The following is a 25,782-nucleotide window of genomic DNA, read 5'->3' as shown; positions in this document are numbered from 1 at the left end:
TTTTTCTCACACAAATTAACAGACAACTCTGTAAGGGAATTTTAAAAATCTCTACTAATGGGATATGATCACATTTTATCTCATTCTCGGAATTTTAATTTCTACCATTGGAGCACTACCACTTGGAGCAGTCAATATCGCTGTTATCAACACTACCATTAAGGAAGATACTCAAAAAGCTTTTCGAATAGCTTTAGCCGCAGGAATAGGTGAAGTTTTATTGGCGTTTTTTGCATTGCATTGTAGCATGGAACTTACAGGTTTTTTCGAAAACAATCAGTGGATACAGATAATAACCATCATAGCATTTTCAATTGTAGGCGTTTACTTTTTATTGTATAAGAAAAGTTCAAATCATCAAAGAAAATCAAAAAGAATACAATTTGGCACATCTAAGTTTCTTACCGGATTTTCATTAGCTTTCCTAAACCCTCCTGTTGTACTCTATTGGATTGTTGCCATTTCTTTAATCAACAAACATTTCTTTGAACTTTCCCTTCAAACATCTTTGGCAGCTTTATTTTTATTCTTTATTGGAATATACATGGGCAAAATTAGCACTCTTTATTTATATAGTAAATGGGGAAATCGAATGGCGAATAAACCGGGAGATTCAAAAACTAAATTATTCCGTATTATCGGTATTGCATTAATCTGCATTTCGCTTGTTCAAGGAATAAAACTGCTCATCATCTAATATCCTATAGTAATTACTCTTTTTCTACCGAATTTTACTAATACAAATCATTAAAAACCCTATACATTTGCATCAGATTTCTATAAAAGACACTTATGAACGAACAGGATCTGAACGCAAAGTTACAGTTATCTAAAGAAGACATGAAAAAGTATGGTTACGCTATTATAGACCATATTGTTTCACATTTTGGAACTCAAGATTCCAAAAAACCAGTTGCCATTGCTTCCAGAGAAGAAATGGATGAACTACTTACAGAAGACATTCCTAGCAGCCCAACCAATGCACACGATGTATTGAATTTTGTAATGGATCAAGTAATTCCTCAAAGCACCATTGTAACACATCCTAAATCCTTCTCATTTGTTCCAGGGCCTAGCAATTATATCAGTGCTATGGCAGATACGATAGCTACAGGTTTTAATATTTTTTCTGGAGGATGGGCCGCTTCTCCAGGTGCAGCAGAATTAGAAATATTAACAATGAACTGGTTATTAGAAATTTTTGGTTTTGGAAAGAAAAGAGGTGGAGGCATCTTTACCAGCGGAGGATCCATGGCTAATTTAACTGCATTAGTTACTGCAAGAAGAATTAAATGCGGAGATGATTTCTCCAAGGCAGTTATTTATTTATCTGACCAAGCCCACTCCTCTAACATTAAAGCAATTAAAGTAATTGGTTTTAAGAAAAGTCAAATTAGAATTATTCCCACTGACTTAGAATTTAAAATATCACTTAATAAATTAAAAAACGCCATTGCAAAAGATCGTCTTCAGGGACTAGATCCTTTTTGTATTATAGCCTCGGCAGGAACCACCAATACAGGTACTGTAGATCCATTAAACGAAATTGCAAAAATCTGTAAAGAGGAGAAACTGTGGTTTCATATTGATGGCGCTTATGGTGGCGCTGCAATTCTTGCAAATAATGGTAAAAAATTACTCAAAGGCATTGAAAAAGCAGACTCATTGACGGTTGACCCTCACAAATGGTTTTTCCAGCCGTATGAAATGGGTTGTTTACTTGTTAAAAATCATAATTGGTTAAGCGGAACTTTTAGAGAACAACCAGAATATCTAAGAGATGTAGAAGGAAATCAATCAGAAATTAACTTCTATGATCATGGAATTCAGTTAACCAGACGTTTTAGAGCCTTAAAATTTTATATGTCTCTAAAAACTTTTGGTCTAGACGCCTTTAAAAAGGCAATCCAATATAACATAGAACTTGCCGAACAAACAGAAACTATATTAAGAAAAAGTTCTACCTGGGAAGTTGTTTCTCCTGCAACATTGGCCGTTATCAATTTTAGATTCAACCCTATAGACAGAGACTTATCAGAAAAAGAAATTGATCTAATCAATCAAAAAATTTCTGAAAGAATAATGCATTCCAGAGAAGCATTATTAGTGACCACGGTTTTAGTTGGTCAAGTAGTATTAAGAATGTGTCTTATAAACCCTAGAACTACTTTAGATCATATAAAAGAAACAATTACACAATGTGAAGTATTTGGAGAAGAATTATTAGCAAAAGAATTTGCTAATTAAGCATTGTTAATTGAACCACATAACCTTCATTGTTTCTAACATTAAAAACCGTACTATCTTCAAAGATTAAATACTGACCTTTGATACCTTTAAGAACACCAGTGTATTCTGGTGTTTTTTCTAGATTTAAGCTCTTTAATTTCGTTGGATATTCTAATACAGGAAAGCTTAGTTCAGTTTCCGTATTATTTTCAATAAAATAATCTTTTACCTCATCAGGAATATATGCTTTTAATTGATCTCTATAGGTTACCAAATTCTCATCTTCAATCTCATTTTTGAGCATTTTTCTCCAATTGGTTTTATCAGCTACATGCTCTTTTAGCGCAACCTCTGTAATACCTGCTAGATACCTATTTGGCACTTCTACAATTTCTATAGCTTCATGTGCACCTTGATCAATCCATCTGGTTGGTACTTGCGATTTTCTGGTAACTCCTACTTTTACATTACTAGAATTAGCCAAATACACAATATGCGGCTGCAACTGAACTTTCTTTTCAAATTCGAGATCTCTATCCTCTACTCCCAGGTGCGCTTTGCTCAATTCTGGACGCATTACCCAATCACCTACCTGTGGCTGATTGTAAAAATCATCATAACAATATCCTTGTCTGTATATTTTTTTGTTTTTACCACATGCTAAACACTGATATCCAACAAAACTTATTTTTAATGTTTTACCTAACAACTGATTCACATGAATAAAATCAGAATCAAACACTAAATAATACTGTATTGGATCGCCAATCTCGGTTTGCATCTTTGTCAAAACTCCTTGATATTGCATGAAAAGTTTAGTTATAAAGTTAAATCAGTAAAAAAAATGTAATTATTTTTATTATTTTAGTTTCCTACGAAAATAATTACACAATCATTTTTATAATAATTAAAGCTCAAAGATACGTCAAAAAATGCCAATCCCTATAGTCAATTCTATCGCTAGCTGGTTTCTTAAAAAGCGTTTTCACCAGATGGAGCTTTTTCTGAAATACCCAAACGAGGTACAACTAGAACTACTTCATGTTTTATTAGAAACCGCTAGAAATACTGAGTTTGGTAAACAGTACGATTTTTCTTCTATACATAATTACGAAACTTTCAAAGAGCGAATTCCTATAAGATCTTATGAAGATTATGAAGAAATGATCGAGCGAAGCCGATTGGGGCAACACAATATATTCTGGCCTACTCCCATAAAGTGGTTTGCAAAATCCAGCGGAACTACAAATGCGAAAAGCAAGTTTATCCCTGTAAGCCAAGAATCTTTAGAAGATTGTCATTATGCAGCTGGAAAGGATCTACTTTGCATGTATCTTAACAATAACGAAAACTCAAAATTATTCACAGGAAAAAGTCTTCGTTTAGGCGGAAGCAAAGAATTATATAAAGAAAATGGCACTTCATTTGGTGATTTATCCGCAATTATAATTGACAATATGCCATTTTGGGCGGAATATAGTTCTACACCTAGTAATGAAGTTTCTTTAATGAGTGATTGGGAAACCAAAATGATTGCTATTGTTAACGAAACTATACAAGAAAATGTAACTAGTCTTGCTGGTGTGCCTTCATGGATGCTAGTGCTATTAAATCAGGTTTTAGAAACTACAGGAAATGATCATATCTACCAGATTTGGAATAATATAGAAGTATATTTTCATGGTGGTGTCAGCTTTGAACCCTATAGAGATCAATATCAAAAAATATTTCCTGGTGACTCCTTTAGATATTATGAGATTTACAATGCTTCTGAAGGTTTTTTCGCCATTCAAGATCGAAACGAATCTTCTGAGTTATTATTGATGCTAGACTACGGGATTTTTTATGAATTCATTCCTATGAACACTTATGGAACAAATGATGAAAAAGTTATTCCATTAAGCGAAGTAGAAATAGGAGTAAATTATGCTGTTATTATCACTACCAATGCTGGTCTGTGGAGATACAAAATTGGTGATACGGTTAGATTTACATCTACCAACCCCTACAGAATAAAGGTTTCTGGAAGAACCAAACACCATATCAATGTGTTTGGGGAAGAACTGATTATCGAAAATGCAGAAGAAGCATTAAGAAAAACTACAAAAGAAACTAATAGCGAAATAGTAGACTACACGGTTGCTCCTATATTTATGGAAGGAAGAGAAAAAGGAGCTCATGAATGGATGATAGAATTCAACAAATTACCAGATGACCTAGAACTATTTACAAACTTATTGGATCAAAATCTCCAGAATATAAATAGTGATTACGAAGCTAAGCGATATAACAACACTACATTAAATATTTTAAAAATCAATAAAGCAAGACCTCATCTATTCTATGACTGGCTAAAAAAGAATGACAAATTAGGAGGACAACACAAAATACCTCGTCTTTCTAACTCCAGAAAGTATATGGATGAGTTACTGGTCTTAAATAAAATTAACTCGTTTACCCTATAATTGTTTTAGGTATTATTTAGATTTTTTCTACCAATTTTATTAAAAAATGATTTTAAAAAATACGGTTTTAACGTAAAATACTTACGTAATAATATTTGTTTTTTCGTCGAAAATGAGTACTTCATCGATTAAAAAAAACGATTTATCTAAAACTTTAAAATTCTCTTTTCCTGAGGAAATTTTCATATTAAATTTGTTACCAGATAGTTACAACTTCTAAATGTCCCAAAATATGAAAAAGTTTATACTAAGCATTGTTTTTTTCTCTTGTTTTCTTTCAATTTCCGCACAGGAAAAGAGCAAAACTATTAACACTACCACCAACAACAATTCAACATTAGAAGTTTCTACAACTAAACTTAAAACATTAGATATTTCTGCAAATGATATCCTTACCGACAACAAGAAAGTTTGTTATGGTGAAACTTCTAAAACTGCTTTTTATGAAGTTTTAATATCTAAAAATGGATTTAATATAGATCTTAAAAATAGTTCAGATTTGGTAATCAAAAACACCGAAGAAATAATTTCTAAGAAAAGAGATGAAGTTTTATACTCTGAAAAGGAAGAGTAAAACTATTTTTACAAATCACTACTTTTTTAGCATTAGCTCTAAAAATAAAAAGCTCATTAGTATAGTACTAATGAGCTTTTTACATTATTTATATTTCGTTCCTTTTAAGAAACTGCTTTTAGTTTATTTATTGTAGACTTATTCAATTTCTTCTCGGCATAGTCCTTAGTAACTCTTAATTCTTTTTCTTCACTTTCTGGCAATTCGTACATAGCATCTGTTAAAATTGCTTCACATAAAGATCTTAATCCTCTAGCTCCTAGTTTATACTCTACCGCTCTTTCTACTATATAGTCTAATGCTCCTGGTGTTATCGTAAACTCGATATTATCCATTTCAAACAACTTTTTATATTGCTTGATAATAGCATTTTTAGGCTCTGTTAAAATAGCTCTTAAGGTATGATTATCCAGTGGATTCATATGCGATAATACAGGAAGACGACCTATTATTTCCGGAATTAAACCAAAATCCTTTAGATCCTTTGGTATAATATACTGCAACAAATTATCTTTTTCTATAGTATCCTCTGTTTTAGAAGCACTAAAGCCCATTGCCTGCATATTCAATCTTTTCTGTATTGAACTTTCGATACCATCAAAAGCCCCTCCAGCGATAAAAAGAATATTCTCAGTATTTACCTCGATGAATTTTTGATCTGGGTGCTTACGCCCACCTTTTGGTGGAACATTTACTATAGTTCCTTCCAATAACTTAAGTAAAGCTTGCTGCACTCCCTCTCCAGAAACATCACGTGTAATACTTGGATTATCACTCTTTCTGGCGATCTTATCGATTTCATCAATAAACACAATACCTCGTTGCGCCTTTTCTAAATTGTAATCTGCCGCCTGTAACAAGCGTGTTAAAATACTCTCTACATCTTCCCCTACATATCCCGCTTCAGTAAGAACTGTTGCATCCACAATAGCCAAAGGCACATTAAGCATCTTAGCAATCGTTTTAGCTATTAGTGTTTTTCCAGTTCCGGTTTGACCAACCATAATGATATTACTCTTCTGTATTTCAATATCATCATCGGTACTAGGTTGCAGTAATCTTTTGTAATGATTATATACAGCAACAGACATTACTTTTTTAGTAAACTCCTGACCTATTACATACTCATCAAGAAACTTCTTAATCGCCATAGGCTTACGAAGCATCAATTCGGAGCTTAACTCTCCTGTCTCTTCATCTCTTGCTTCTTCAACCACAATTCCATGAGCCTGAACTATACAACGATCACAAATATGAGCATCCAGACCTGCTATAAGCAAATTAGTCTCCGGCTTCTTTCTTCCACAAAACGAGCATTCTAATTCTTCTTTCGGCATAATTATCTATTTCAAAAATTTGTCCGTTACAATCTAACAACAGACAATACTAGGGGTGCAAATTTACAATTTGCTTATTATTATTAAATTATAATCTATTCTCTTGTCAAAATTTCATCAATCATTCCATACTCAAGAGCCTTATCTGCTTTCATCCAATAATCTCTATCACTATCTTCATATACCTTATCATATGATTGCCCAGAGTGTTTTGCAATAATCTTATACAACTCCTCTTTTAATATAAGAATTTCTCTAGCTGTAATTTCAATATCACTAGCTTGTCCTTGGGCTCCTCCAAGAGGCTGATGAATCATCACTCTACTATGTGGTAATCCAGAACGCTTACCTTTTTCTCCAGCACATAATAAAACCGCTCCCATAGACGCAGCCATTCCTGTACATATAGTAGCCACATCTGGCTTAATAAACTGCATAGTATCATAGATACCTAAACCAGCATATACACTCCCTCCTGGTGAATTAATATAAATCTGAATATCTTTTGAAGAATCAACACTCTCCAAAAATAAAAGCTGTGCTTGTATAATATTAGCTACTTGATCATTGATACCTGTTCCCAAAAAGATGATGCGATCCATCATTAGACGAGAGAATACATCGAAAATTGCAACATTCATCTGACGCTCTTCAATGATATTCGGTGTCATCCCTACAGGATACATACTACTAATGATTTTATCATAGTAATTACTACTGATACCATGATGCTGAGTAGCGTATTTTTCGAATTCTTTTCCGTAATTCATATGTTCTTCTTCTGAAATTTTATTTTATAAAAAAAGGCGTTAACCAAAACTTGGTTTAACGCCCTAAATATAAGTATAAATTCCTTATTAGTTTGTCTTGATTATTTGTAAACTTCTTTTACAAAATCGTCAAAACTTACTTCTTTTTCTTTCAATTTAACATTCTCCTTGTAGTATCCAAGTAATTTCTGACTCATTAACTGTTCAGAAATTCTTTTCACTTCATCTTGATTAGATAAAATTCTTGCTGCAATGTCCTCTAACTCTTTATCTTCTGGAGATGTTTGTCCAAATTGTGCCATTTGTCCTTTGATCAAATCTTTAGCAAATTCTTTTAACTCTTCAAAAGTCACCTGAAGGTTATTATCATTAATAATTTTACCTTCGATCAATTGAAAACGCAATCCTTTTTCACTTTTCTCATATTCATCTTTTGCCTCATCTTCGGTCAATGGTTGCTCTCCAGTAGCCTGAATCCATTTTTGTAAAAACTCAGCTGGTAAGTCGAACTTAGTGTTTTCTAAAACACTCTCGGTAACGTCATTAAGCAATTGCTGATCAGATTGCTGCACAAATTGACGGTCAGCATCTTGTTTTATTCTTTCCTTAAGCTCGGTAACTGTTTTTACAGCATCTTTTCCGTATAACTTATCAAACAACTCCTGATCTAAATCAGCTAATTCTTGAGTGTTTATTTCAGAAATTGTAAAAGTCACCTCTATTTCCAAACCATTAGCTTCTTCCTCGCTAATTTTTAAAGCACTTTGTAAATCACGATCTTCAGAAAACAATCCTTTAGTTTTTAAAGTAAGTACATCTCCTACTTTAGCACCTATAAATTTATCTAAATTTCTTTTACCTTTTATCTTATCTAAAGAGATTGTAGTTTGATTATCTATCTCTTTTTCCTCATTCACAAAAGTTCCATTGATCAAATCATCTTTTTCAGCAGTTTCTTTAGCAACTAACTTACCATACTGCTTCTGAATAGTCTTGATTTGGTTATCAATCATTTCATCACTTGCTACAATCTTGTAATGAGTAATCGCCTTTTTACCATTAAGTTTTACATCAAACTTTGGAGCAAGACCTAATTCAAATTCAAAAGAATAATTATCTGCATCCCAATCAAAATTATCTTGTTCCTTTGGAAGTGGATTTCCAAGAACATCTAACTTTTCTTCAGTCAAATATTTATTCAGAGCCTCTTGCAATAATTTATTTACTTCATCTACCAAAACGGCTTTACCATATTGCTTTTTTACCAATCCCATTGGCACGTGACCTTTTCTAAATCCAGGTATATTCGCGTTTTTACGATAATCTTTAAGAATACTATCTACTTTATCGCTATAATCTTCTTTTGCAATATCTACTGTTACTACAGCATTTAAATCATCTAATTGCTCTTTTGAAATATTCATTATCTCTACTTTTTTGTACTAAAAATCGGGATGCAAAAGTAATACTTTTTTACAACCCAACAAAGTTTTAACTCCTTGAAAAACAGTTAACTTTTATCTTTCTTCAAAATAGAATATAATATAGATTGAAATATAGAGAGTAAAACACTAAAAATTAACGCCCACAACCAACCATTTACTCCAAAACCAGACACAAAATGGTCTGCGATTAATATGATTGCTGCATTAATAACTAATAAAAACAACCCTAAAGTAACTATGGTAACGGGCAATGTAAGTATTACCAATATCGGTTTTAGCACAGCATTTAAAATTGCTAAAAGCACTGCAACAATGAGTGCACTTACATAACTATCTACCTTTACACCTGGCAATATCTCAGCAAGTACCAATACAGCAATGGCGCTAAGTATCATTTTAATTAAAAACTTCATTATAATTAGATTAGATTGACCTCAAGTTACCAAAAACAAAACAATAAAAAAACCTGCTATTATTTAAAATAGCAGGTTTCTAATATTTATATTGGAAAAACCTTAGTTCACATCATTACTAAGTGTAACTGTTCCGAAATCTCCAGGATTTACAGAAGGCAAGGTCGCTCCATAAGTATCTTCTATTGCTTCCATTACTGCATTTGCTACAATAGCATGCGCTCTTGGAGAAGGGTGCACTCCATCTAAAGAAAATCCTCCACCTGTTACAAATGTCGATGTTACTACACCAGAATCAAATGGTATACCACTCCCAGCTGCTTGTTGTAAAAGGGACTTCACATCCACAAACGCAAGACCATTGGCAGCTGCTAAAGCTCTTATCGTTGCATTATATGCATCCTGAGCATTCGCTACTGCTGCTTGCTCCGCAACAGTTAATACATCAGCATCTCCTAATGGCACAGAAACACCACTAATCAATGTTCCATCACCGGCAAGATCTACTCCGATATTACCTGCAGAAGTTAACGGAATTAAATCCGAAGAAGTAGCTTGTCTTAATTGCCCTAACAATCCAGCTGTCTGTGGATCTAAATTAAAAGGAGGTCCTTGTATTATTGCTGAGATATCCGTTAATGATTCATCTACAATAGTTACAAAATTCTGACCAGCCACAAAATTGATTTGTCTACTTCCAGCCTCTTCAGCAGAAATTAAACCAAGTCCTGCTAATCCAGGAAGTATTTGAGTATTGTAAGCCGCAAATTGCGAATTTAAAAATGCGGCAGTTTGTGCGTCTAAAGGCACTGCATTTGTGGGTACTGTGGTAAAAAATGGCAATGAAGTTACACTTGGTAAATTAAGAACTACCCCTTTAGCACCATTAGCTGTTAAGTCTGCTAATAAATTACTATACACCAAAGCAAAGGTATTGCTATTAGTAATATCTGTACTTCCGTAGGTAGAAGCATCTACATTACCAGTAACATTATGATCAACCCCTACTCCACCAGAAGTAGCAAAACTAAGAATATCATTATTTCCTATCCATAAACTGAAAAAAGTTGGACTCTGAGCAACAGCATCTCCGATTACGGTAGCATCAGCCGCAGAAGCGAATCTAGCAAAATAAGGATTTGCTGTTTCCGCTGCAACATTTGCAACATTTCCATATCCAGGAAAAGCTAAATGATAACTTTTTGCACCAGGAACTCCCATATTATTAAAAGAGCTTCCTAAGTTATTAGATATTTCTGTAGTAGGCATACCTCCAGTATATGGCACTGGACCAGGATTTCCTTCAGCGTCTACAGCCAAAACCAATCTATTTCCTAAAATTTGAGTACCACCTAACAATGCACCTCCAGTATTATCTGCCATAAGAGGTTGTGTAAATTCTCCCCCTCCTGCTAGTTCAAACTGTCCAGCTAAGATATTAGGATATGAATTCTCTTGCCCTGTTATGTATAATGCATTATCCGCAAATCCTGCAGTTAATGAATTACCTAATGCAACATAATTAGAAAAATCTGCTTCACCACTAGTAAACACTCCTGGTTCATCAATCGGATTATCAAACTCTGGCTCACAAGCAACTAATCCTAATGCCAGAACTGCTAAATATTTTATATTGTTTTTCATCTGTATTTATTATTTTTTTAATTGTCAGATGGAATCGCCAAAAATCAATCAGGTTGATTTCAACCTACTGAAATGACTTATTTCATCTTTGAATTATAATTTATAAGTTAAACCAAGTCCTGGCGCGAAAGCGCTTGATTTATATGTTCCACTAAATGGAACGTTCTGACCATTTTCTTGATAGAAATCATATGACGCATCTACTTCTTCGAATCTTAAGTAAAAGAAAGAAGCATCTATAGCTAACTTAGGGGTGATTGCAAAACTAACACCTCCGGAAAATCCTTGAGAATCATTACGTGGTGTTTCTGGTGCGAAAAATCCTGATTGTACTGGAGACTCATCGATATAATAACCAGCTCTAAGCGAGATCTTAGAAGTTGCATCATATTGCAGACCAAAACGATATACTGAAGAATTCTGGTAATTACGTGGATTTAAAGAAGTTGATCCGTTACCGAACTGAATATCTAAAGATTCGTATACATCCCAGAATTGTCTATTGTAATCAAATGCAAATAACCACTTCTCGTGGAACTGATACGAAAGACCAATTGTTAATTCTGCAGGCAACGGCAACTCAGCATCAAAAGTTGTTGTTTCATTAGATGGAGTTAACGGAGAGTTTGGGAAGTTCGCAAAAGTTGCTTCTCCTCCTTCTGCTTCCAAAATGATTTCGCTTCGATAACTAAATCCTAATCTAAAATTATCAGTAGGATTAAACATTGCACTTACACTCCATCCCCAGTTACTCACTCCAGAATCATCTACGGTTATATTAGACCTATTACCTTCGATATCCGATAATGTTCTGTTAGCATTTCTATTAAAATTAACAGAACCTGTTACAAAAATAGGTCCTCCACCAATACTGAATTTATCAGACAATTTAATAGACACTACAGGCTGGATGTATATTGCTGCTAACTCTATATTATTTACCAAATGTGATCCTGCCCAGTCCGTTGGCCAAGTCACCTCACTACCATAAGGTGTATATACACCAAGACCCATTGCTAACCAATCATTTACCTTATAAGAACCATATAGGTTAAGTGGTGTTCCTACAGAACTATCGGTTTCAGAAGAAATTCCAAGATCAGCGTTTTGATAAATTACATCTGTAAAAATACCACTAGCACCGGCACTTACATTCAATTTATTTTCCAAATACACCAGACCTGCTGGGTTAAAGAATACTAGCTCCGCACTATTTACTACAGCAACACCTGTGTGCCCCATAGCTATAGCTCTCTGCCCTTGCACACTAACTCTATATCCACCTGCGTAGGTGACAAATGTCACTAGGGCGAATAGAACTAATAATAGTAGTTTTTTCATAATAAATTAAAATTGTTTTTGTTTTTATTAGAATTTTGTAAAAAGAAAGCATCAAATTTAGCAGAAAATAACAATTATCCAACTAAATCATTAAAATATTATGCATACATAACATTTTTTATTCAATTTTTAATAAATTCTAATAAATTAGAATAAAATTCCATAGGGTTTTCTGCATGCAACCAATGACCAGAGTTGGAAATTTCCCGAATTTGAGCAAGAGGAAACTGCGCCTTAATCCGATGTTCATCTTCCTCTAAAATGTAATTAGATTTATCTCCTTTCATAAAAAGAGTATCTCCAAGGTATTGAAAATTATCCGTAAGTTCAATACCAATTTCAGAAGAATTTTGCACCAAACTTTCTAAATTCATTCGTAACCCTAGTTTTCCCTTTTCTTTCCAGAATAAATTTTTCATCAAAAACATTCTCACTCCAGGATCTTTTACATATTCACCTAAAGCCAAATCAACTTCTGACCTACTTTTTAAAATATCAAAATCTAAAGAACTCAACCCATCTAAAATATCTTGATGGTGTAGCGGATAATATTTAGGACCTATGTCTGCGATTACCAGTTTATGAATCACTTCTGGATGATTTACTGCAAATAACATCGCTGTCTTACCACCCATGGAGTGACCAAGAAGAATAACATCTTTAAGATGATGATCATTACAATATTCTAACAGATCAGAAGCCATCAATTCATAGCTAAAATCATCACTATGAGGGCTGCGCCCATGATTTCTTTGATCTATCAAATGCATTTGATACCCTTGCTCTGAAATTTTCTTTGCTAAGGTTTTCCAATTATCGCCCATCCCCAAAAAACCATGTAATACAATAAAAGGTGTACCTTCTCCAAAAATATTTGAATGTAATTTCATATTCGCAATCACTTTAGTTTATGTAAATACATATTTACTACATTTTCCAATCCAAGATATATAGATTCACTAATTAATGCATGTCCAATGGACACCTCTAATAATCCAGGAATATTCTCTTTAAAAAACTTAATATTATCCAGCGAAAGATCATGACCTGCATTCACCCCAATACTTAACTCGTTTGCCAATTGGGCACATTGTGCATATGGCTTCACTGCTTCTAGATTACCTTTTGCATACTCTGAGGCAAAAGCTTCTGTATATAACTCAATTCGATCCGCACCCGTTTCTTTTGCTCCTTCCATCATTTTTTCTAATGGATCTACAAAAATCGAAGTCCTAATATCATTTCTATTAAATTCCGATATCACCTCTTGCAAAAACTCTTTATTTTTTAAAGTATCCCAACCAGAATTACTGGTAATAGCATCTACTGCATCCGGAACTAAGGTAACCTGTGTAGGCTTTATATTAAGTACTAATTCTATAAATTTAGGAATTGGATTACCTTCTATATTGTATTCGGTATGCACCACAGATTTCAAATCATATGCATCTTGGTATCTAATATGGCGTTCATCGGGTCTTGGATGAATTGTAATTCCTTCGCCACCGAAATCCTGAACATCTGAAGCCACCTTCAATAAATTTGGAGTGTTTCCGCCTCGAGAATTACGCAAAGTTGCAATTTTGTTGATATTTACACTTAACTTTGTCATAGTTTTTGATATAACTTTTAATAAATAACAAAAATACAAACTTGAGAGCCCCTCGGTTACATATTTTTGATTAATTTGCACAAAAAGCCCCGGGAATTATGAAGACAAGTTTATACATAATAAATGAAATCCAGCCCCTTGCTACCTCAGCAAAGGTTGGAGATGCACAATTGTTATTTAACGAATTAACATACACCCATTTCCCTGTTTTTAATGGCAAGACTTATGTAGGTTGCATTGCAGAAGCAGATGCAAGATGTTTTGATACCGAAAAATCACTTGAGTCCTATTTATACGCTTTAGAAGGATTTTTTGTACGAGCAGATGCCAACTGGTTAGATATATTAGAATCTTTTGCCCAAAATCATTCTAATATTATGCCTGTACTTGATGATCAAAATAATTATCAGGGATATTTTGAACTAAGAGATATCATGAACCTCTTTAATGAAACTCCTTTTCTTAGTGAACCTGGGAATATATTGATAGTAGAGAAAGGAGTTTTGGATTACTCATTTAGCGAAGTGTCTCAGATAGTAGAATCTAATAATGCAAAACTACTTGGTCTTTTCATTTCCAATATGGAAAATGATGTCACTCAAATTACTTTAAAAATTAATGATAGTGATATCAATAATATCGTACAAACTTTTAGAAGATATAGTTACAACATAGTTTCTAAACATCACGAAGATTCTTTCTTAAATAACCTTAAGGAACGATCTCAATATTTAGAAAAGTACCTCAATATTTAGCTTACTATACAGAAATAATTTAAAGAAATGACATCATAATGAAGATAGGTATTTACGGCCAGTTCTATCATGAAAATTCTGGAACATACATTCAGCAGTTGTTAGAAGCACTGGACAAGAATAATATCGAAGTTGTAATTGAAAAGAATTTTCTTGAGCTAATAGAACTTCATGAAGATATTGACAAGAGTTACTCTCACTTTAGCACTTTCGAAGAATTAGATGACTCTTACGATCTTTTTTTCAGTATTGGAGGAGATGGCACAATATTAAGAACAATAACTTATGTCCGAGATTTAGGAATTCCTATTGCTGGAATCAATACGGGTAGATTAGGCTTCTTAGCGACAATCCAAAAGGAAGAAATCAAGGATACAATTGATTTGATCTTACACCAAAAATATTACATTTCACCAAGAACTATAGTGACGATAGATACAGTTCCTCCTTCCAAAGAATTTGGAGTATTAAATTTTGCCATGAACGAGATTGCGGTTAGTCGTAGAAATTCTACTTCTATGATTACTGTACATACAAGTTTAAATGATGAGTTTCTTACTTCATATTGGGCTGACGGATTAATTGTTTCATCACCGACTGGTTCTACTGGATATTCTTTAAGTTGTGGAGGTCCTGTAATGATGCCTGATGCAGAAAGCATGGTACTAACACCAATTGCTCCACATAACCTTAATGCCAGACCCTTAGTAATTCCAGACAATAAAGAAATTACTTTACAAGTATCTGGAAGAGAAGATTCTTATTTAGTGTCTCTTGACTCAAGAGTACACACCTTACCCAACGAAACTACCGTTGTTATTAAAAAAGCACCTTTCAAAATTAATATGGTAGTTTTGGAAGGAGACAGCTTCTTAAAAACATTGAGAAAAAAGATGCTTTGGGGTGAAGATAAACGTAATTAAACAATAAAAACTGCTAAAAAGTGTTTTTTAATTCATACTATTTCACTCAAATTCTTGTGTAGTAAAGTTAATTGTTATATTTGCAAACTTTTGAAAATCTATGAGATACTTAGCACCCTTTGTAGTAATTTTGTTTTTTGGGCAATTTATGAACTCCCAGACCTATGAGGTTGGACTAATGCTCGGTGGTTCTAATTATATTGGTGATGTGGGATCTACCTACTACATCGCTCCTAACGCATTAGCAGTAGGTGCCATTGGGAAATGGAATAGAAGTAAACGACATGCCTTTAGGGCTTCGTTCTTGTACGCTAATCTTAAATCTAATGATTTAAATGGCGATGACCGAAGAGTTCAGAGAGGTTTTAGCTTCAACAATTCTGTAAAGGAATTATCATTGGGATTAGAATTTAATTTCTGGGAGTGGTATTTATATGATGGGCAACCGCAATTTACACCATACCTTTATACTGGTTTAACTGGATTTAACTACAGCGCCAAGGCAGTAGATCCAAATAATGGTAATCAAATTAGCTCGTATAGTGAGCGATGGAGTGTAGCTATACCAATGGTAGTTGGTATAAAGAAGACTATAGGAAGACATTGGGTATTAGGTGCAGAAATTGGTGCTCGATACACATTTACAGATAATCTGGACGGAAGTGATCCGGACAGTGCATTTGGAACAGGATTTGGTAATTTAAACAATAATGACTGGTATGTATTTACTGGTATAACATTATCTTACACATGGGGGCGCATTCCATGTTATTGTGCATTTTAAAAAAATGATTGATAAAGAACAACTAAACTCTAACATTCCGGAACATGTAGCCATCATAATGGATGGAAATGGAAGATGGGCCAAAAAGAAAGGGCTCTTTAGAGCTGTTGGTCACGAAAACGGAACAAAAGCAGTACGAGAAGCAGTAGAAGCTTCTGCCGAAATTGGAATAAAATATCTTACATTATACGCTTTTTCTACGGAAAATTGGAACAGACCTAAGCTAGAAGTTGAAACTTTAATGAAGCTTTTGGTAAATTCTCTGAAAAAAGAAATTAGCACTCTTCAAAAAAATAACATTCGATTAAATGCTATAGGAAATCTACAAGCACTACCGAAAAAAGCAAGAAAAGAATTACTCGAAGTCATTGAAAAGACTAAGGATAACACGCATATGACACTTTCCTTAGCGCTAAGCTATGGTAGTCGAGAAGAGCTTATAAAAACTATTCAAGAAATCAGTAATAAAGTTAAAAATGATGTACTTTCGCCACATCTTATAAATGAAGCAGTCATTAATGAGCATTTGTATACTAAAAATCTGCCTGATGTAGATTTATTAATACGAACCAGTGGTGAACAACGTATTAGTAATTTTTTGTTATGGCAGATTGCGTATGCTGAATTATATTTTACTGAAATATTATGGCCAGATTTTAAAAAAGGAGATTTATTTGAGGCCATTTTAAATTATCAACAAAGAGAGAGAAGATTTGGAAAAACTAGTGAGCAGCTTAGTTAAAGAGATGACAAAAAAATTACCTATTACATATTTTGCGTTCCTTGCATTTTTGTTAAATACAGCATTACTTTCAGCACAAAATTTACCTGGTACTTCTGGAAAAGAATATATTATTGGGGATATTAAAGTTACAGGAATATCTACCTATAATGAAAACACCATTATTACTTTTACAGGATTAAAAAATGGAGAGCGAATTGCACTACCAGGAGATCGTATTAGTCAGATCATAAAAAAATTATGGGATCTTGAATTATTTAGTGATATTAATTTTTACATCACTAAGGTAGAGGGAGAAAAAGCGTTTTTAGAAATAAACATTCAGGAAGTACCAGAATTAAATCAAGCTAGAGTTGAAGGTGTACGTAAACGTAAAGCAGAAGATCTCATCAAAGATAACAGTCTTAATCCAGGAACAAAGGTTACAGAAAACCTTATAACCACTACACGAAATTTTATTACCAACAAATACCGTAAAGATGGTTTCCTAAATACTAAGGTAATTATCAATACTACTCCTGTAAAAGACACCGTTCCTACCAATAAGGTAAATATGTTAGTGCGTATTGACAAGGGAGATCGTGTAAAAGTTGATAAAATTAGAATCAATGGTAATGAGCAGTTTACCGACAGCAAGGTAAGAGCCGCAATGAAGAATACAAAACAGAAGAAATTCTGGAGATTCTGGAAACGCTCTAAGTATATTAAAAGTGATTATCAAGACGATAAAGAAAGTATCATCAGCAAATACAAAGAAAAAGGTTATAGAGACGCTAGAATTACCTCTGATTCTTTAATAGTAGAAGATGACAACAGTGTTTCGCTCAACCTCTCAATTGAAGAAGGAAACAAATACTATTTTGGGGATATCAACTTCTTAGGAAACAGTGTGTATTCTGACAGCCAATTAGCACAACAATTGGTTATAAAGAAAGGAGATGTTTACAATGGTGTTCTTTTAGAAAAACAAATTGCAGACAACACCAAACCTGATGCAAATGACCTGACTAACCTATATCAGAATAATGGATACTTATTTTCTAATATAGATGCCGTAGAAACTGATGTTAAAAACGATACTATAGATTTCGAAATAAGAATTCGAGAAGGAAAGCTAGTGCGATTTGATCACATTACAGTTACCGGTAATGATAAAACAAATGACCATGTAGTTTATAGAATACTAAGAACTAAACCTGGTCAGATCTATAGTAAAGATCTTGTGGTAAGAACGGTAAGAGAAATTGGACAATTAGGTTTCTTCGATCCAGAACAACTAGAGCCACAGTTTAAAAATGCTGATCCACAAGCTGGAACTATTGATATTAATTATCCTGTAGTAGAGAAAGGAGCGAGCCAAATAGAACTCCAAGGTGGTTTTGGAGGAGGTGGTTTTGTTGGAACCCTTGGTTTAGCGTTTAGTAACTTCTCTATTAGAAACATTTTTAAGAAAGAAGCGTATAGCCCACTTCCGATGGGAGATGGACAAACATTAAGAATTCGTGCGCAAGCAAGTCAGTTCTTTCAGACATACAGTCTTTCTTTTGTAGAACCATGGCTTGGAGGAAAAAGACCTTTCCAACTTTCAACTTCTTTTTCGCATACTATTCAATTTTTATTTAATCAAAGAACACGTGATGTAGACAGAGATAGTAAGTTCTTAATTACTGGTGGTTCTATTGGAATTGCAAAAAGATTAAACTGGCCAGATAACTACTTTACCTTATCACAAGCAGTAAGCATACAGCATTATAACCTTAAAAACTATAACACAAGACTGTTTACCTTTGGTGACGGGTCATCTAACAACTTGGCATATACAATAGGTATTAACAGAAACAACACCGCAGTAAACCCGATTTTCCCAACATCCGGTTCTGAATTCAATCTTGTTGCAAAATTATCATTGCCGTATTCTTTATGGGACGGAACCGATTATGGTGCTTTAGCAGATGAAAGAGCTAGTTTACTAGAAGAGCAAGAAGATCTAGTAAATACAGACCCGACTAATGACAGGATTGGAGAGATAAATACAGAAATTGGAGAAATTGATCAGGAACGTTTCGATTGGTTAGAATATTACAAAATAAAATTTGATGCTACTTGGTATACTACTTTAACAAAAATAGGTAAACAACCTTTGGTATTGCGTACCAGAGCCGAGTATGGTTTTCTTGGTGCTTATAACAACAACAGAGGAAATATTCCGTTTGAAAGATTTTTCGTAGGAGGAGATGGATTGGGAGCAACTGCTCTGGATGGAAGAGAGGTTGTTGCTCTTCGTGGATACCCTAATCAGTCTATAATTCCTTTAAGTAGAGCAAATGATCCAGATTTTGTTGAGGATGGGGCAACAATTTATAATAAATATTCGTTAGAACTTCGTTATCCAATTACTCTAAAACCATCTGCATCTATATATATGCTGGCGTTTTTAGAAGGAGGAGCTTCTTATGATAGCTTCAGAGGATTCAATCCTTTTCAATTAAATCGTTCTGCTGGAGCAGGTTTACGTATCTTTATGCCAGCCTTTGGATTGCTGGGTATTGATTTTGGGTATGGTTTTGACCCAATTCCAGGTACGACAGGAAATAATGGATGGGAGACTCACTTTATCATTGGACAACAATTTTAATTTTGGCACGATTATTTCTATAAACAACACAGGATCATGAAAACAAAAGTTCTTTTAGTATTAGCAGCTATTCTTTGGACATCTTTTTCCACTACAGCTGAAGCTCAAAAAGGTATTAGAATTGGATACATTGATATGGATTATATCCTAGAAAATGTACCAGAATACAATGAAGCTTCTGCTGATTTAGAAAAAAAAGTACAAAAATGGAAAGTAGAAATCGAGGCTGAATTAAAAGAAGTTGAAGAGATGAGAAAAGACCTCAACAACGAACGTGTTCTGCTAACTAAAGAATTGATTGAAGAAAGAGAAGAAGATATTTTTTTCAAAGAAAAAGAGATTCTAGAATATCAACAAAAAAGATTTGGACCTAATGGAGACCTGTTTATCCAGAAAAAGCGCTTAGTTCAGCCAGTACAAGATCAGGTTTTTGTTGCTGTTCAAGAAGTTGCTAAGAATAAAAAATATGATTTTATATTTGACAAGTCTGCAGATTTAGTAATGTTGTTTTCGGCAGACAGGCATGATATTAGTGATCAAATATTATTAAGAATCAATAGAGCTTCTAAAAGAAAACAGGTAAATAGCAAAAGAGAAAAGAAAGCACTAGAAAGAGCTGAAAAAAGAAATGTAGAACAAGAAAAAGAAGTAACTGACAGAGAAAAAGCAGCAGCTAAAAAACAATCGGAAAGAGAACGATTATTAGCCGAAAGAAAAGCAGAAAGAGATTCTATTAGAGCAGTTAAGAAAAAAGAATTTGAAGAGCGAAGAGCAAAACTTTTAGCGGCGCAAAAAAGAAAAAAAGACTCTATAAAAGCCTTAAAAGAACAATTAAAGAATGACACTCAGTCTGATGACAATAAAGAAGGAGAGACTGAAGAAAACGATAATAACTAGAGAAATTAATTTTTAAATTTATAACACATTAATATTATTAGAATGAAAAAGTTTAGAACCCTATTAGTAGCTTGTGCATTAGTTTTAGGAGCGTCAAGTTTCGTAAATGCGCAATCCAAAGTTGCTCATATCGCGTCCCAAGAGCTAGTAGAAGCAATGCCTGCTTTTAAAGCTGCAAAAAGCGAAATTGAGAAGCTAAACAAGACCTATGAAGCTGAAATTAGAAATATGGTATTAGAATTACAAAATACCATGAAAAAATATCAAGCAGAAGCGCCTTCTAAAACTGAAGAGGAAAATGCTAAAAGAGCACAAGAAGTGCAGGCTACTGAAAAAAGTATCGCTGATTATAGACAAAATGCTTTACAAGATCTTCAGAAAAAAGAAGTTGAATTGTTAAAGCCTATTTATGAAAGTGCTCGTGTATCTATTCAAAAGGTAGCAAAAGCGCAAGGATTCCAGTACGTATTAGACTCTACTACAGGATTAGGAGTAATCTTAGCTGAAGGTAAAGATTTAATGGCTGATGTTAAAAAAGATTTAGGTATCTAAAAAATTACCTTTTAAAATAAAAAAAGCAGTGAGCAACTTAAGTTTCTCACTGTTTTTTTATTTTTGAACCATTCTATTTTAGTTTTAATGAGTAACAAAGCTATAGGTATTTTTGATTCTGGTATTGGAGGAACTTCTATTTGGAAAGAAATTACCACTATGCTTCCCAATGAGAATACGATTTATTTAGCGGATAGTAAATATGCCCCTTACGGAAAACGTAGTAAGAACGAAATCTTATCCTTAAGCATAAAAAACACTAAAAAACTTCTAGAACTACAGTGTAAAATTATTGTTGTCGCATGTAATACAGCTACAACCAACGCAATAAAGGAATTGAGGCAACAATTTGATATTCCTTTTATTGGGATTGAACCTGCTATAAAACCCGCAGCTCTACAAACAAAAACCAAAAGAGTTGGAGTATTAGCAACCAAAGGAACTTTAACCAGCAAGCTTTTTGCAAAAACTTCAGACCTTTATGCTCACAATATAGAAGTTATTGAGGTTGTAGGTACTGGATTAGTCGAACTTATAGAAGAAGGTAAAATTCACACTCCAGAGATGCACACACTACTCACCTCCTATCTTCAACCTATGATTGAAAAAGATATTGATTATCTGGTTCTAGGCTGCACGCACTATCCCTATCTTATTCCAATATTAAGAAAAATACTCCCAAACCATATTGTTATTATAGATTCTGGTGAAGCAGTTGCCAGACAGACAAAATCTATTTTATTAAAGAACAGTTTACTTTCTAAAAATACCCAAAAAGGTGAACACCGTTTCTTTACTAATGGTACACTATCCGTTCTGGAAGACATCCTTTTTAACCACAAAATTTCTACAACAGCTTCTTATTTAGAATTTTAAACTTGTAGGAAAAAGATTCTATAGTATTAAAGTTTGTTAATATCAGATACGCTTCAGCGACTTTTAACATTCTTTTATCTTCACTACAATTAATTTTTACTTTAATTTGGTAACGGATTGATTTTGAAACAATTAGAATCACCCACACTAATAACCTTATGTACCCCTAAAATTATGACTATAAACAAAAGCTTTATGTTGCTTTTTGGAATATTCTCCATGGGATTTGGTTTTGCCCAGAATAACGTTAAAATCGACGGTAGATTAAAGCCTCATCTCGATACATTTTTTGAATATTGTAAGCAATACAATATCGAATATCATGACAAACTTTTTGAACTTAAAAATATTGATATTGTAGACACATTAACTATTTCTCAAAAAGGACCAACTCTGGGTATGCTTACACGAGATAATAATAACAAAGTAGAAAATATTATCATTAATTGGATTACATTACTGGATGATGAAATTTTAAAAGTAGTTGCCTTTCATGAATTTGCGCATTACTTTCTAGATTATAAAAAACATATTTGTCATGATTGCGGACAGATCATGGCTGCTGTAAATAGCAGTTATTTTACAATTATCAAAGACTGGGATGAACAAGTAAAAACCTTATTTGTTGACTCTCCAGCATACAAGCGTCGCAAAGGAATTTCTTATAGCAGTTATAATTGGAATTCACCCAATTTCACTTGGTAATCATATTATTTAAAATAGTCTAACAAGGTGCCTTTTTTGGATGAAGAAACCATCAATTCTTTTCCTGATGATAGTTGTACACTACCCCCTTTTCCTTTTTTATATCTTACTATCATATTTACATTTACCAAATAACTCTTATGTATTCTAACAAAGCCTTGATCTTTTAACGTATCTTCAAAATACTTTAAAGTCTTACTTACCAGTTTCTGGCCATTGTTCAGAAAGATCTTGGTATAGTTATCATCTGCTTGGCAATATAAAATCTCTGATATTTTTAACACTTCAAAGCCATCTTGCTGAGGTATTGTAATTTTCCCGTCTACTGTTGCCGAAATTTTAGGAGTAAGTACTTTGTCCTGGAGTTCTTTTTCGCGCTCTTTAATATGCGTAACATGATCTACTGCTTTGATTAGATTATCAATAGCAATCGGCTTTAAAAGATAATATGTTGCTTGTGCATTTAACGCATCTACAGCATAATGATCATAAGCAGTAACAAAAACGGTTTCAAAAGTTCTATCAGGAACTTGTTCCAACAAATCAAAAGCATTCCCATAAGGCATTTCTACATCCAAAAACAGCAGATCAGGATTCTCCGTCTCCAAGATCTTTAAAGTTTCCTGAACACTCGCAGCTTCCCCCAATACTTGCACCGTTGGACAATATTTTTGTAAATAATTTTTTAGAATTGCTCGGCTATTTGCCTCATCATCTACTACAATTGCAGTTAATTTCACAGTCTTTGATTTATTAAATTATATTTTGTTTACTACAGTACTTACTTATCTTTTTTAAGAATCAACTTTACCTGAGTTCCTGTCCCTTCTTCGTCATTAGTTAAATCCGAAATAAAAACATCTACTTTATCCTTATACATAGTATTAAGTATCTGTATTCTTTTCTTAATATTACTCATTCCTTGGGACTTCTGTTTTTTCTGGTTTAATGTTTTTAGGGATTTTGATTTTTCTCTTCCAATACCATTATCCGCAATTACTATCTCGATAGTGCCATCTATTGTTTTTTGAAAATTAATGGAAAGAAAACCTTTATCCGATTTATAACGTAGTCCATGCCAAACCGCATTCTCTACATACGGCTGAAGCAGCATTGGAGGAATCATATATTGCTTTATATCTATTTCAGGATCTACGTTTATTTTATACTCAAATTTATCTTGAAACCTAAAATGTTCTAACTGCACATAGAGTTCCAAAAGTTCTATTTCCTTCTCTAAAGGAATAAAATCTTCTTCGCTATTTTCTAAAACTGCTCTCATGAGCAACGAAAAATCCGTAAGATATCGATTCGCAGCCCTTTCATCGCTTGTAGCTATAAAAGTATTTACCGAATTCAGAGCATTAAAAATAAAGTGAGGATTCATCTGAGAACGAAGAGATTTTAAGGCTAATAAATTATTAGCAAACTTTTGTTGCTTTATATTTCTAAACATTAGATAAGCTGCCAAAAGTAATAAGATGGACAAACCGATTAAAGAATAAATAATAATCTTCTGTTGACCTGCTAATTCCTGAGAAGCAAAAGCTAATTTATATCTACTCTCATTCAGTTCTCGATCTTTTTCGAGTGAAGCTATCCGATTAGCTCTTTGTGCTAATTCTCTATTAAATCTCGTTGCCTGAGAAATTTCTTGCTCTTTTTGAATATAGAGTTTATCAATGATCACTTCGTATTCTTCAAAAGCTTCAGAAGCTTTTTCTAACTCTCCTTTTTCTCGATATACTTCTCCTAATTTTCGAGTAGCATCTTTCTGGACTACTAAATCATTCTCTGATGCTGCTTTTTTAATACTTTCCTCTAAATATGGAATTGCTTCATCATACTCTGATTGTGCAGCGAAAGCATTAGCGATTTTATAATTTTGTACTTGAGAAGTAATAGCTCTGTCCTCTAAACTGATACTATTTAGAGCACTTATACTATCCAATACTATTGGACTTGGACTCTCCGCTTCTGTCTCCTCCATCTCCTGAATATCTTCTAGTGCTTCTTTTCTTAATTGTATCTCTTTTGCAAAACTATTATTCTTATTGTAGAAGTCCGCAGCCTTAGCCCGTTGTCTTGCCGAAGACTTTTTACTTCTTCTACTTGCTAACTGTACTGAATTATCGAGATACTCTTCGGCATCATTAATATTCCCTTGAATTTGAAACACTTCTGCCAATTTAGAATTCAACTCGATTACGATATCCTCCGAATTGTTTTTCTCAGCAAATGACAATGCTATATTATAATTCTTACTTGCATTTTCATAATCATTCTGACCCTTATAACTATCACCTAAACCTTCATATACTTTTATTCTTTGAACAGAATTTAGCTTAGCTTTTTTAAGTTGATCAAAAGTTACCAATGAAGATTGATAATCGCTATTCTGTAATTGTGCATTTCCAAGCTTAATTTTTACGTCTATACTATACTTGTTACTTATACTAGTTTTATAATTACTTTCTGCCAGATCTGGTTGCTTCCAATACGCATAGATATCTCCGAGAGTTTCAAAAAGCTCTGCCTTTTTTTCATCTCCAAAAACGTCATCATCTTCAATAGTTTCCAGCGCTTTGGTCACATAATCAATACTTATTGCAGCATCTTTTGTCATGGTGTTTCTCGCAGCTTTAAGATTAGAACCATAAGCTGCAGAAAGTTTTTTTCGCTTTATTTCCTTTTTTGAAACAAATCCATCTGGATCTTCCTGCACCTTAACATCTATCCGTTCACTACTTGTTATTGTATGATATACAGTATTGAAGTTATCATGGCTAATAATAATTTCATCTCCTATTCTAGCTTTTATCTTAAAATCACCCTGATTATCTGTATGATACGTTTGCCCTCCAACAACTCTAATTTCTACGTTCTTTAGAGGTTCAAGAGTATTGTCTTCTTTTACAGTTCCCCTTATTTCCAGTAACTGACTACGCTTGTCTGCTTTATTATTTTCAAAAGTCTTTGCATTATGCTGCCCAAACATGGTATTAGACAACAACCACATTACTACTAAAACAAAATAATATTTACTCATTATATACTTCATAAGTCTAGGTAAACTTAATCCA

24 protein-coding genes are annotated in these 25,782 nt (G+C 33.5%); 13 read left to right on the top strand and 11 right to left on the bottom strand.

Going from position 1 to position 25,782, the window contains the following annotated elements; all coding sequences use genetic code 11:
• The first annotated feature begins 64 nt into the window (after positions 1 to 64).
• Together Q1B37_RS02570 and Q1B37_RS02565 are read left to right on the top strand one after the other, a co-directional pair.
• Complete coding sequence (locus Q1B37_RS02570; RefSeq protein ID WP_299895065.1) at positions 65 to 697, top strand: LysE family transporter; 633 nt, start codon at positions 65 to 67, stop codon at positions 695 to 697.
• A 95-nt stretch (positions 698 to 792) separates the two neighbouring features.
• A complete protein-coding gene (locus Q1B37_RS02565) occupies positions 793 to 2,247 on the top strand; it encodes an aminotransferase class V-fold PLP-dependent enzyme (RefSeq protein WP_299895063.1) in 1,455 nt (484 codons plus the stop codon).
• Here the strand turns inward: Q1B37_RS02565 and Q1B37_RS02560 are convergent.
• A complete protein-coding gene (locus Q1B37_RS02560; RefSeq protein ID WP_299895061.1) occupies positions 2,240 to 3,037 on the bottom strand; it encodes a DUF2797 domain-containing protein in 798 nt (265 codons plus the stop codon). The two genes, Q1B37_RS02565 and Q1B37_RS02560, sit on opposite strands and share 8 nt — an antisense overlap.
• Positions 3,038 to 3,161: 124 nt before the next feature.
• Between Q1B37_RS02560 and Q1B37_RS02555 the strand changes: the two genes are divergently transcribed.
• On the top strand, positions 3,162 to 4,694 hold the full coding sequence (locus Q1B37_RS02555) for a GH3 auxin-responsive promoter family protein (protein ID WP_299895059.1): 1,533 nt from the start codon (positions 3,162 to 3,164) through the stop codon (positions 4,692 to 4,694).
• Between the two features lie 232 nt (positions 4,695 to 4,926).
• On the top strand, positions 4,927 to 5,268 hold the full coding sequence (locus tag Q1B37_RS02550; RefSeq protein WP_299895056.1) for a hypothetical protein: 342 nt from the start codon (positions 4,927 to 4,929) through the stop codon (positions 5,266 to 5,268).
• 104 nt (positions 5,269 to 5,372) lie between these two features.
• Here the strand turns inward: Q1B37_RS02550 and clpX are convergent, their stop codons facing one another.
• The 8 genes from clpX to Q1B37_RS02510 all read right to left on the bottom strand — a co-directional run bounded on the left by clpX (position 5,373) and on the right by Q1B37_RS02510 (position 13,830).
• The gene (gene clpX / locus Q1B37_RS02545) at positions 5,373 to 6,605 is read right to left on the bottom strand and encodes an ATP-dependent Clp protease ATP-binding subunit ClpX (RefSeq protein ID WP_299603405.1); all 1,233 of its coding nucleotides are present in this window, start codon (positions 6,603 to 6,605) and stop codon (positions 5,373 to 5,375) included.
• Positions 6,606 to 6,700: 95 nt separating this feature from the next.
• Positions 6,701 to 7,375 carry an ATP-dependent Clp endopeptidase proteolytic subunit ClpP gene (gene clpP / locus Q1B37_RS02540; RefSeq protein ID WP_299603407.1) on the bottom strand — a complete coding sequence of 225 codons (675 nt, stop codon included), beginning with the start codon at positions 7,373 to 7,375 and terminating at the stop codon, positions 6,701 to 6,703.
• A gap of 101 nt (positions 7,376 to 7,476) precedes the next feature.
• Entirely contained in the window at positions 7,477 to 8,799 is a 1,323-nt protein-coding gene (gene tig / locus Q1B37_RS02535; RefSeq protein WP_299603410.1) for a trigger factor, read from the bottom strand.
• A gap of 86 nt (positions 8,800 to 8,885) precedes the next feature.
• Positions 8,886 to 9,233 (bottom strand): phage holin family protein, encoded by a 348-nt coding sequence (locus Q1B37_RS02530; protein WP_299603413.1) that lies wholly within the window; start codon positions 9,231 to 9,233, stop codon positions 8,886 to 8,888.
• A gap of 102 nt (positions 9,234 to 9,335) precedes the next feature.
• Complete coding sequence (locus Q1B37_RS02525) at positions 9,336 to 10,877, bottom strand: G-D-S-L family lipolytic protein (RefSeq protein WP_299895053.1); 1,542 nt, start codon at positions 10,875 to 10,877, stop codon at positions 9,336 to 9,338.
• 93 nt (positions 10,878 to 10,970) lie between these two features.
• Complete coding sequence (locus Q1B37_RS02520; protein ID WP_299603417.1) at positions 10,971 to 12,218, bottom strand: outer membrane protein transport protein; 1,248 nt, start codon at positions 12,216 to 12,218, stop codon at positions 10,971 to 10,973.
• 122 nt (positions 12,219 to 12,340) lie between these two features.
• A complete protein-coding gene (locus Q1B37_RS02515; RefSeq protein WP_299895051.1) occupies positions 12,341 to 13,108 on the bottom strand; it encodes an alpha/beta fold hydrolase in 768 nt (255 codons plus the stop codon).
• Positions 13,109 to 13,116: 8 nt separating this feature from the next.
• Positions 13,117 to 13,830 carry a pyridoxine 5'-phosphate synthase gene (locus Q1B37_RS02510; RefSeq protein WP_299895048.1) on the bottom strand — a complete coding sequence of 238 codons (714 nt, stop codon included), beginning with the start codon at positions 13,828 to 13,830 and terminating at the stop codon, positions 13,117 to 13,119.
• 98 nt (positions 13,831 to 13,928) lie between these two features.
• Between Q1B37_RS02510 and Q1B37_RS02505 the strand changes: the two genes are divergently transcribed.
• From Q1B37_RS02505 to Q1B37_RS02465, 9 genes are all read left to right on the top strand, one after another.
• Positions 13,929 to 14,585, top strand: coding sequence for a CBS domain-containing protein (locus Q1B37_RS02505; RefSeq protein ID WP_299603424.1), 657 nt, complete (start codon positions 13,929 to 13,931; stop codon positions 14,583 to 14,585).
• Positions 14,586 to 14,623: 38 nt separating this feature from the next.
• Positions 14,624 to 15,508: an NAD kinase gene (locus Q1B37_RS02500; protein ID WP_299895045.1), complete on the top strand. Its 885-nt coding sequence runs from the start codon at positions 14,624 to 14,626 to the stop codon at positions 15,506 to 15,508.
• A 100-nt stretch (positions 15,509 to 15,608) separates the two neighbouring features.
• A complete protein-coding gene (locus Q1B37_RS02495; protein WP_299895042.1) occupies positions 15,609 to 16,292 on the top strand; it encodes a DUF6089 family protein in 684 nt (227 codons plus the stop codon).
• 4 nt (positions 16,293 to 16,296) lie between these two features.
• Positions 16,297 to 17,034 carry an isoprenyl transferase gene (locus tag Q1B37_RS02490; RefSeq protein WP_299603431.1) on the top strand — a complete coding sequence of 246 codons (738 nt, stop codon included), beginning with the start codon at positions 16,297 to 16,299 and terminating at the stop codon, positions 17,032 to 17,034.
• Between the two features lie 4 nt (positions 17,035 to 17,038).
• Positions 17,039 to 19,669 carry a POTRA domain-containing protein gene (locus tag Q1B37_RS02485; RefSeq protein WP_299895039.1) on the top strand — a complete coding sequence of 877 codons (2,631 nt, stop codon included), beginning with the start codon at positions 17,039 to 17,041 and terminating at the stop codon, positions 19,667 to 19,669.
• Positions 19,670 to 19,705: 36 nt separating this feature from the next.
• Positions 19,706 to 20,566: an OmpH family outer membrane protein gene (locus Q1B37_RS02480; protein WP_299895036.1), complete on the top strand. Its 861-nt coding sequence runs from the start codon at positions 19,706 to 19,708 to the stop codon at positions 20,564 to 20,566.
• 42 nt (positions 20,567 to 20,608) lie between these two features.
• The gene (locus tag Q1B37_RS02475; protein ID WP_299603439.1) at positions 20,609 to 21,118 is read left to right on the top strand and encodes an OmpH family outer membrane protein; all 510 of its coding nucleotides are present in this window, start codon (positions 20,609 to 20,611) and stop codon (positions 21,116 to 21,118) included.
• A gap of 87 nt (positions 21,119 to 21,205) precedes the next feature.
• Positions 21,206 to 21,994: a glutamate racemase gene (gene murI / locus Q1B37_RS02470; RefSeq protein WP_299895033.1), complete on the top strand. Its 789-nt coding sequence runs from the start codon at positions 21,206 to 21,208 to the stop codon at positions 21,992 to 21,994.
• A 174-nt stretch (positions 21,995 to 22,168) separates the two neighbouring features.
• Positions 22,169 to 22,699 (top strand): hypothetical protein, encoded by a 531-nt coding sequence (locus tag Q1B37_RS02465; protein WP_299895030.1) that lies wholly within the window; start codon positions 22,169 to 22,171, stop codon positions 22,697 to 22,699.
• Between the two features lie 5 nt (positions 22,700 to 22,704).
• On the opposite strand, the gene Q1B37_RS02460 is transcribed toward Q1B37_RS02465, so the two are convergent.
• Together Q1B37_RS02460 and Q1B37_RS02455 are read right to left on the bottom strand one after the other, a co-directional pair.
• Entirely contained in the window at positions 22,705 to 23,439 is a 735-nt protein-coding gene (locus Q1B37_RS02460; RefSeq protein WP_299895027.1) for a LytTR family DNA-binding domain-containing protein, read from the bottom strand.
• Positions 23,440 to 23,480: 41 nt separating this feature from the next.
• Positions 23,481 to 25,760 carry a histidine kinase gene (locus Q1B37_RS02455; RefSeq protein WP_299895024.1) on the bottom strand — a complete coding sequence of 760 codons (2,280 nt, stop codon included), beginning with the start codon at positions 25,758 to 25,760 and terminating at the stop codon, positions 23,481 to 23,483.
• Positions 25,761 to 25,782: the final 22 nt, after the last annotated feature.

This window comes from uncultured Aquimarina sp. (assembly GCF_947492965.1).
Lineage (GTDB): Bacteria > Bacteroidota > Bacteroidia > Flavobacteriales > Flavobacteriaceae > Aquimarina.
The sequence above is the reverse complement of the archived record's forward strand: the minus strand, read 5'-3'. Positions and strand labels throughout refer to the sequence as shown.

Bases quoted from the DNA above. Each gene is read 5' to 3' on its own strand.
- Q1B37_RS02570 (WP_299895065.1), top strand. From the start codon at position 65: ATGATCACATTTTATCTCATTCTCGGAATTTTAATTTCTACCATTGGA.
- Q1B37_RS02565 (WP_299895063.1), top strand. From the start codon at position 793: ATGAACGAACAGGATCTGAACGCAAAGTTACAGTTATCTAAAGAAGAC.
- Q1B37_RS02560 (WP_299895061.1), bottom strand. From the start codon at position 3,037: ATGCAATATCAAGGAGTTTTGACAAAGATGCAAACCGAGATTGGCGAT.
- Q1B37_RS02555 (WP_299895059.1), top strand. From the start codon at position 3,162: ATGCCAATCCCTATAGTCAATTCTATCGCTAGCTGGTTTCTTAAAAAG.
- Q1B37_RS02550 (WP_299895056.1), top strand. From the start codon at position 4,927: ATGAAAAAGTTTATACTAAGCATTGTTTTTTTCTCTTGTTTTCTTTCA.
- clpX (WP_299603405.1), bottom strand. From the start codon at position 6,605: ATGCCGAAAGAAGAATTAGAATGCTCGTTTTGTGGAAGAAAGAAGCCG.
- clpP (WP_299603407.1), bottom strand. From the start codon at position 7,375: ATGAATTACGGAAAAGAATTCGAAAAATACGCTACTCAGCATCATGGT.
- tig (WP_299603410.1), bottom strand. From the start codon at position 8,799: ATGAATATTTCAAAAGAGCAATTAGATGATTTAAATGCTGTAGTAACA.
- Q1B37_RS02530 (WP_299603413.1), bottom strand. From the start codon at position 9,233: ATGAAGTTTTTAATTAAAATGATACTTAGCGCCATTGCTGTATTGGTA.
- Q1B37_RS02525 (WP_299895053.1), bottom strand. From the start codon at position 10,877: ATGAAAAACAATATAAAATATTTAGCAGTTCTGGCATTAGGATTAGTT.
- Q1B37_RS02520 (WP_299603417.1), bottom strand. From the start codon at position 12,218: ATGAAAAAACTACTATTATTAGTTCTATTCGCCCTAGTGACATTTGTC.
- Q1B37_RS02515 (WP_299895051.1), bottom strand. From the start codon at position 13,108: ATGAAATTACATTCAAATATTTTTGGAGAAGGTACACCTTTTATTGTA.
- Q1B37_RS02510 (WP_299895048.1), bottom strand. From the start codon at position 13,830: ATGACAAAGTTAAGTGTAAATATCAACAAAATTGCAACTTTGCGTAAT.
- Q1B37_RS02505 (WP_299603424.1), top strand. From the start codon at position 13,929: ATGAAGACAAGTTTATACATAATAAATGAAATCCAGCCCCTTGCTACC.
- Q1B37_RS02500 (WP_299895045.1), top strand. From the start codon at position 14,624: ATGAAGATAGGTATTTACGGCCAGTTCTATCATGAAAATTCTGGAACA.
- Q1B37_RS02495 (WP_299895042.1), top strand. From the start codon at position 15,609: ATGAGATACTTAGCACCCTTTGTAGTAATTTTGTTTTTTGGGCAATTT.
- Q1B37_RS02490 (WP_299603431.1), top strand. From the start codon at position 16,297: ATGATTGATAAAGAACAACTAAACTCTAACATTCCGGAACATGTAGCC.
- Q1B37_RS02485 (WP_299895039.1), top strand. From the start codon at position 17,039: ATGACAAAAAAATTACCTATTACATATTTTGCGTTCCTTGCATTTTTG.
- Q1B37_RS02480 (WP_299895036.1), top strand. From the start codon at position 19,706: ATGAAAACAAAAGTTCTTTTAGTATTAGCAGCTATTCTTTGGACATCT.
- Q1B37_RS02475 (WP_299603439.1), top strand. From the start codon at position 20,609: ATGAAAAAGTTTAGAACCCTATTAGTAGCTTGTGCATTAGTTTTAGGA.
- murI (WP_299895033.1), top strand. From the start codon at position 21,206: ATGAGTAACAAAGCTATAGGTATTTTTGATTCTGGTATTGGAGGAACT.
- Q1B37_RS02465 (WP_299895030.1), top strand. From the start codon at position 22,169: ATGACTATAAACAAAAGCTTTATGTTGCTTTTTGGAATATTCTCCATG.
- Q1B37_RS02455 (WP_299895024.1), bottom strand. From the start codon at position 25,760: ATGAAGTATATAATGAGTAAATATTATTTTGTTTTAGTAGTAATGTGG.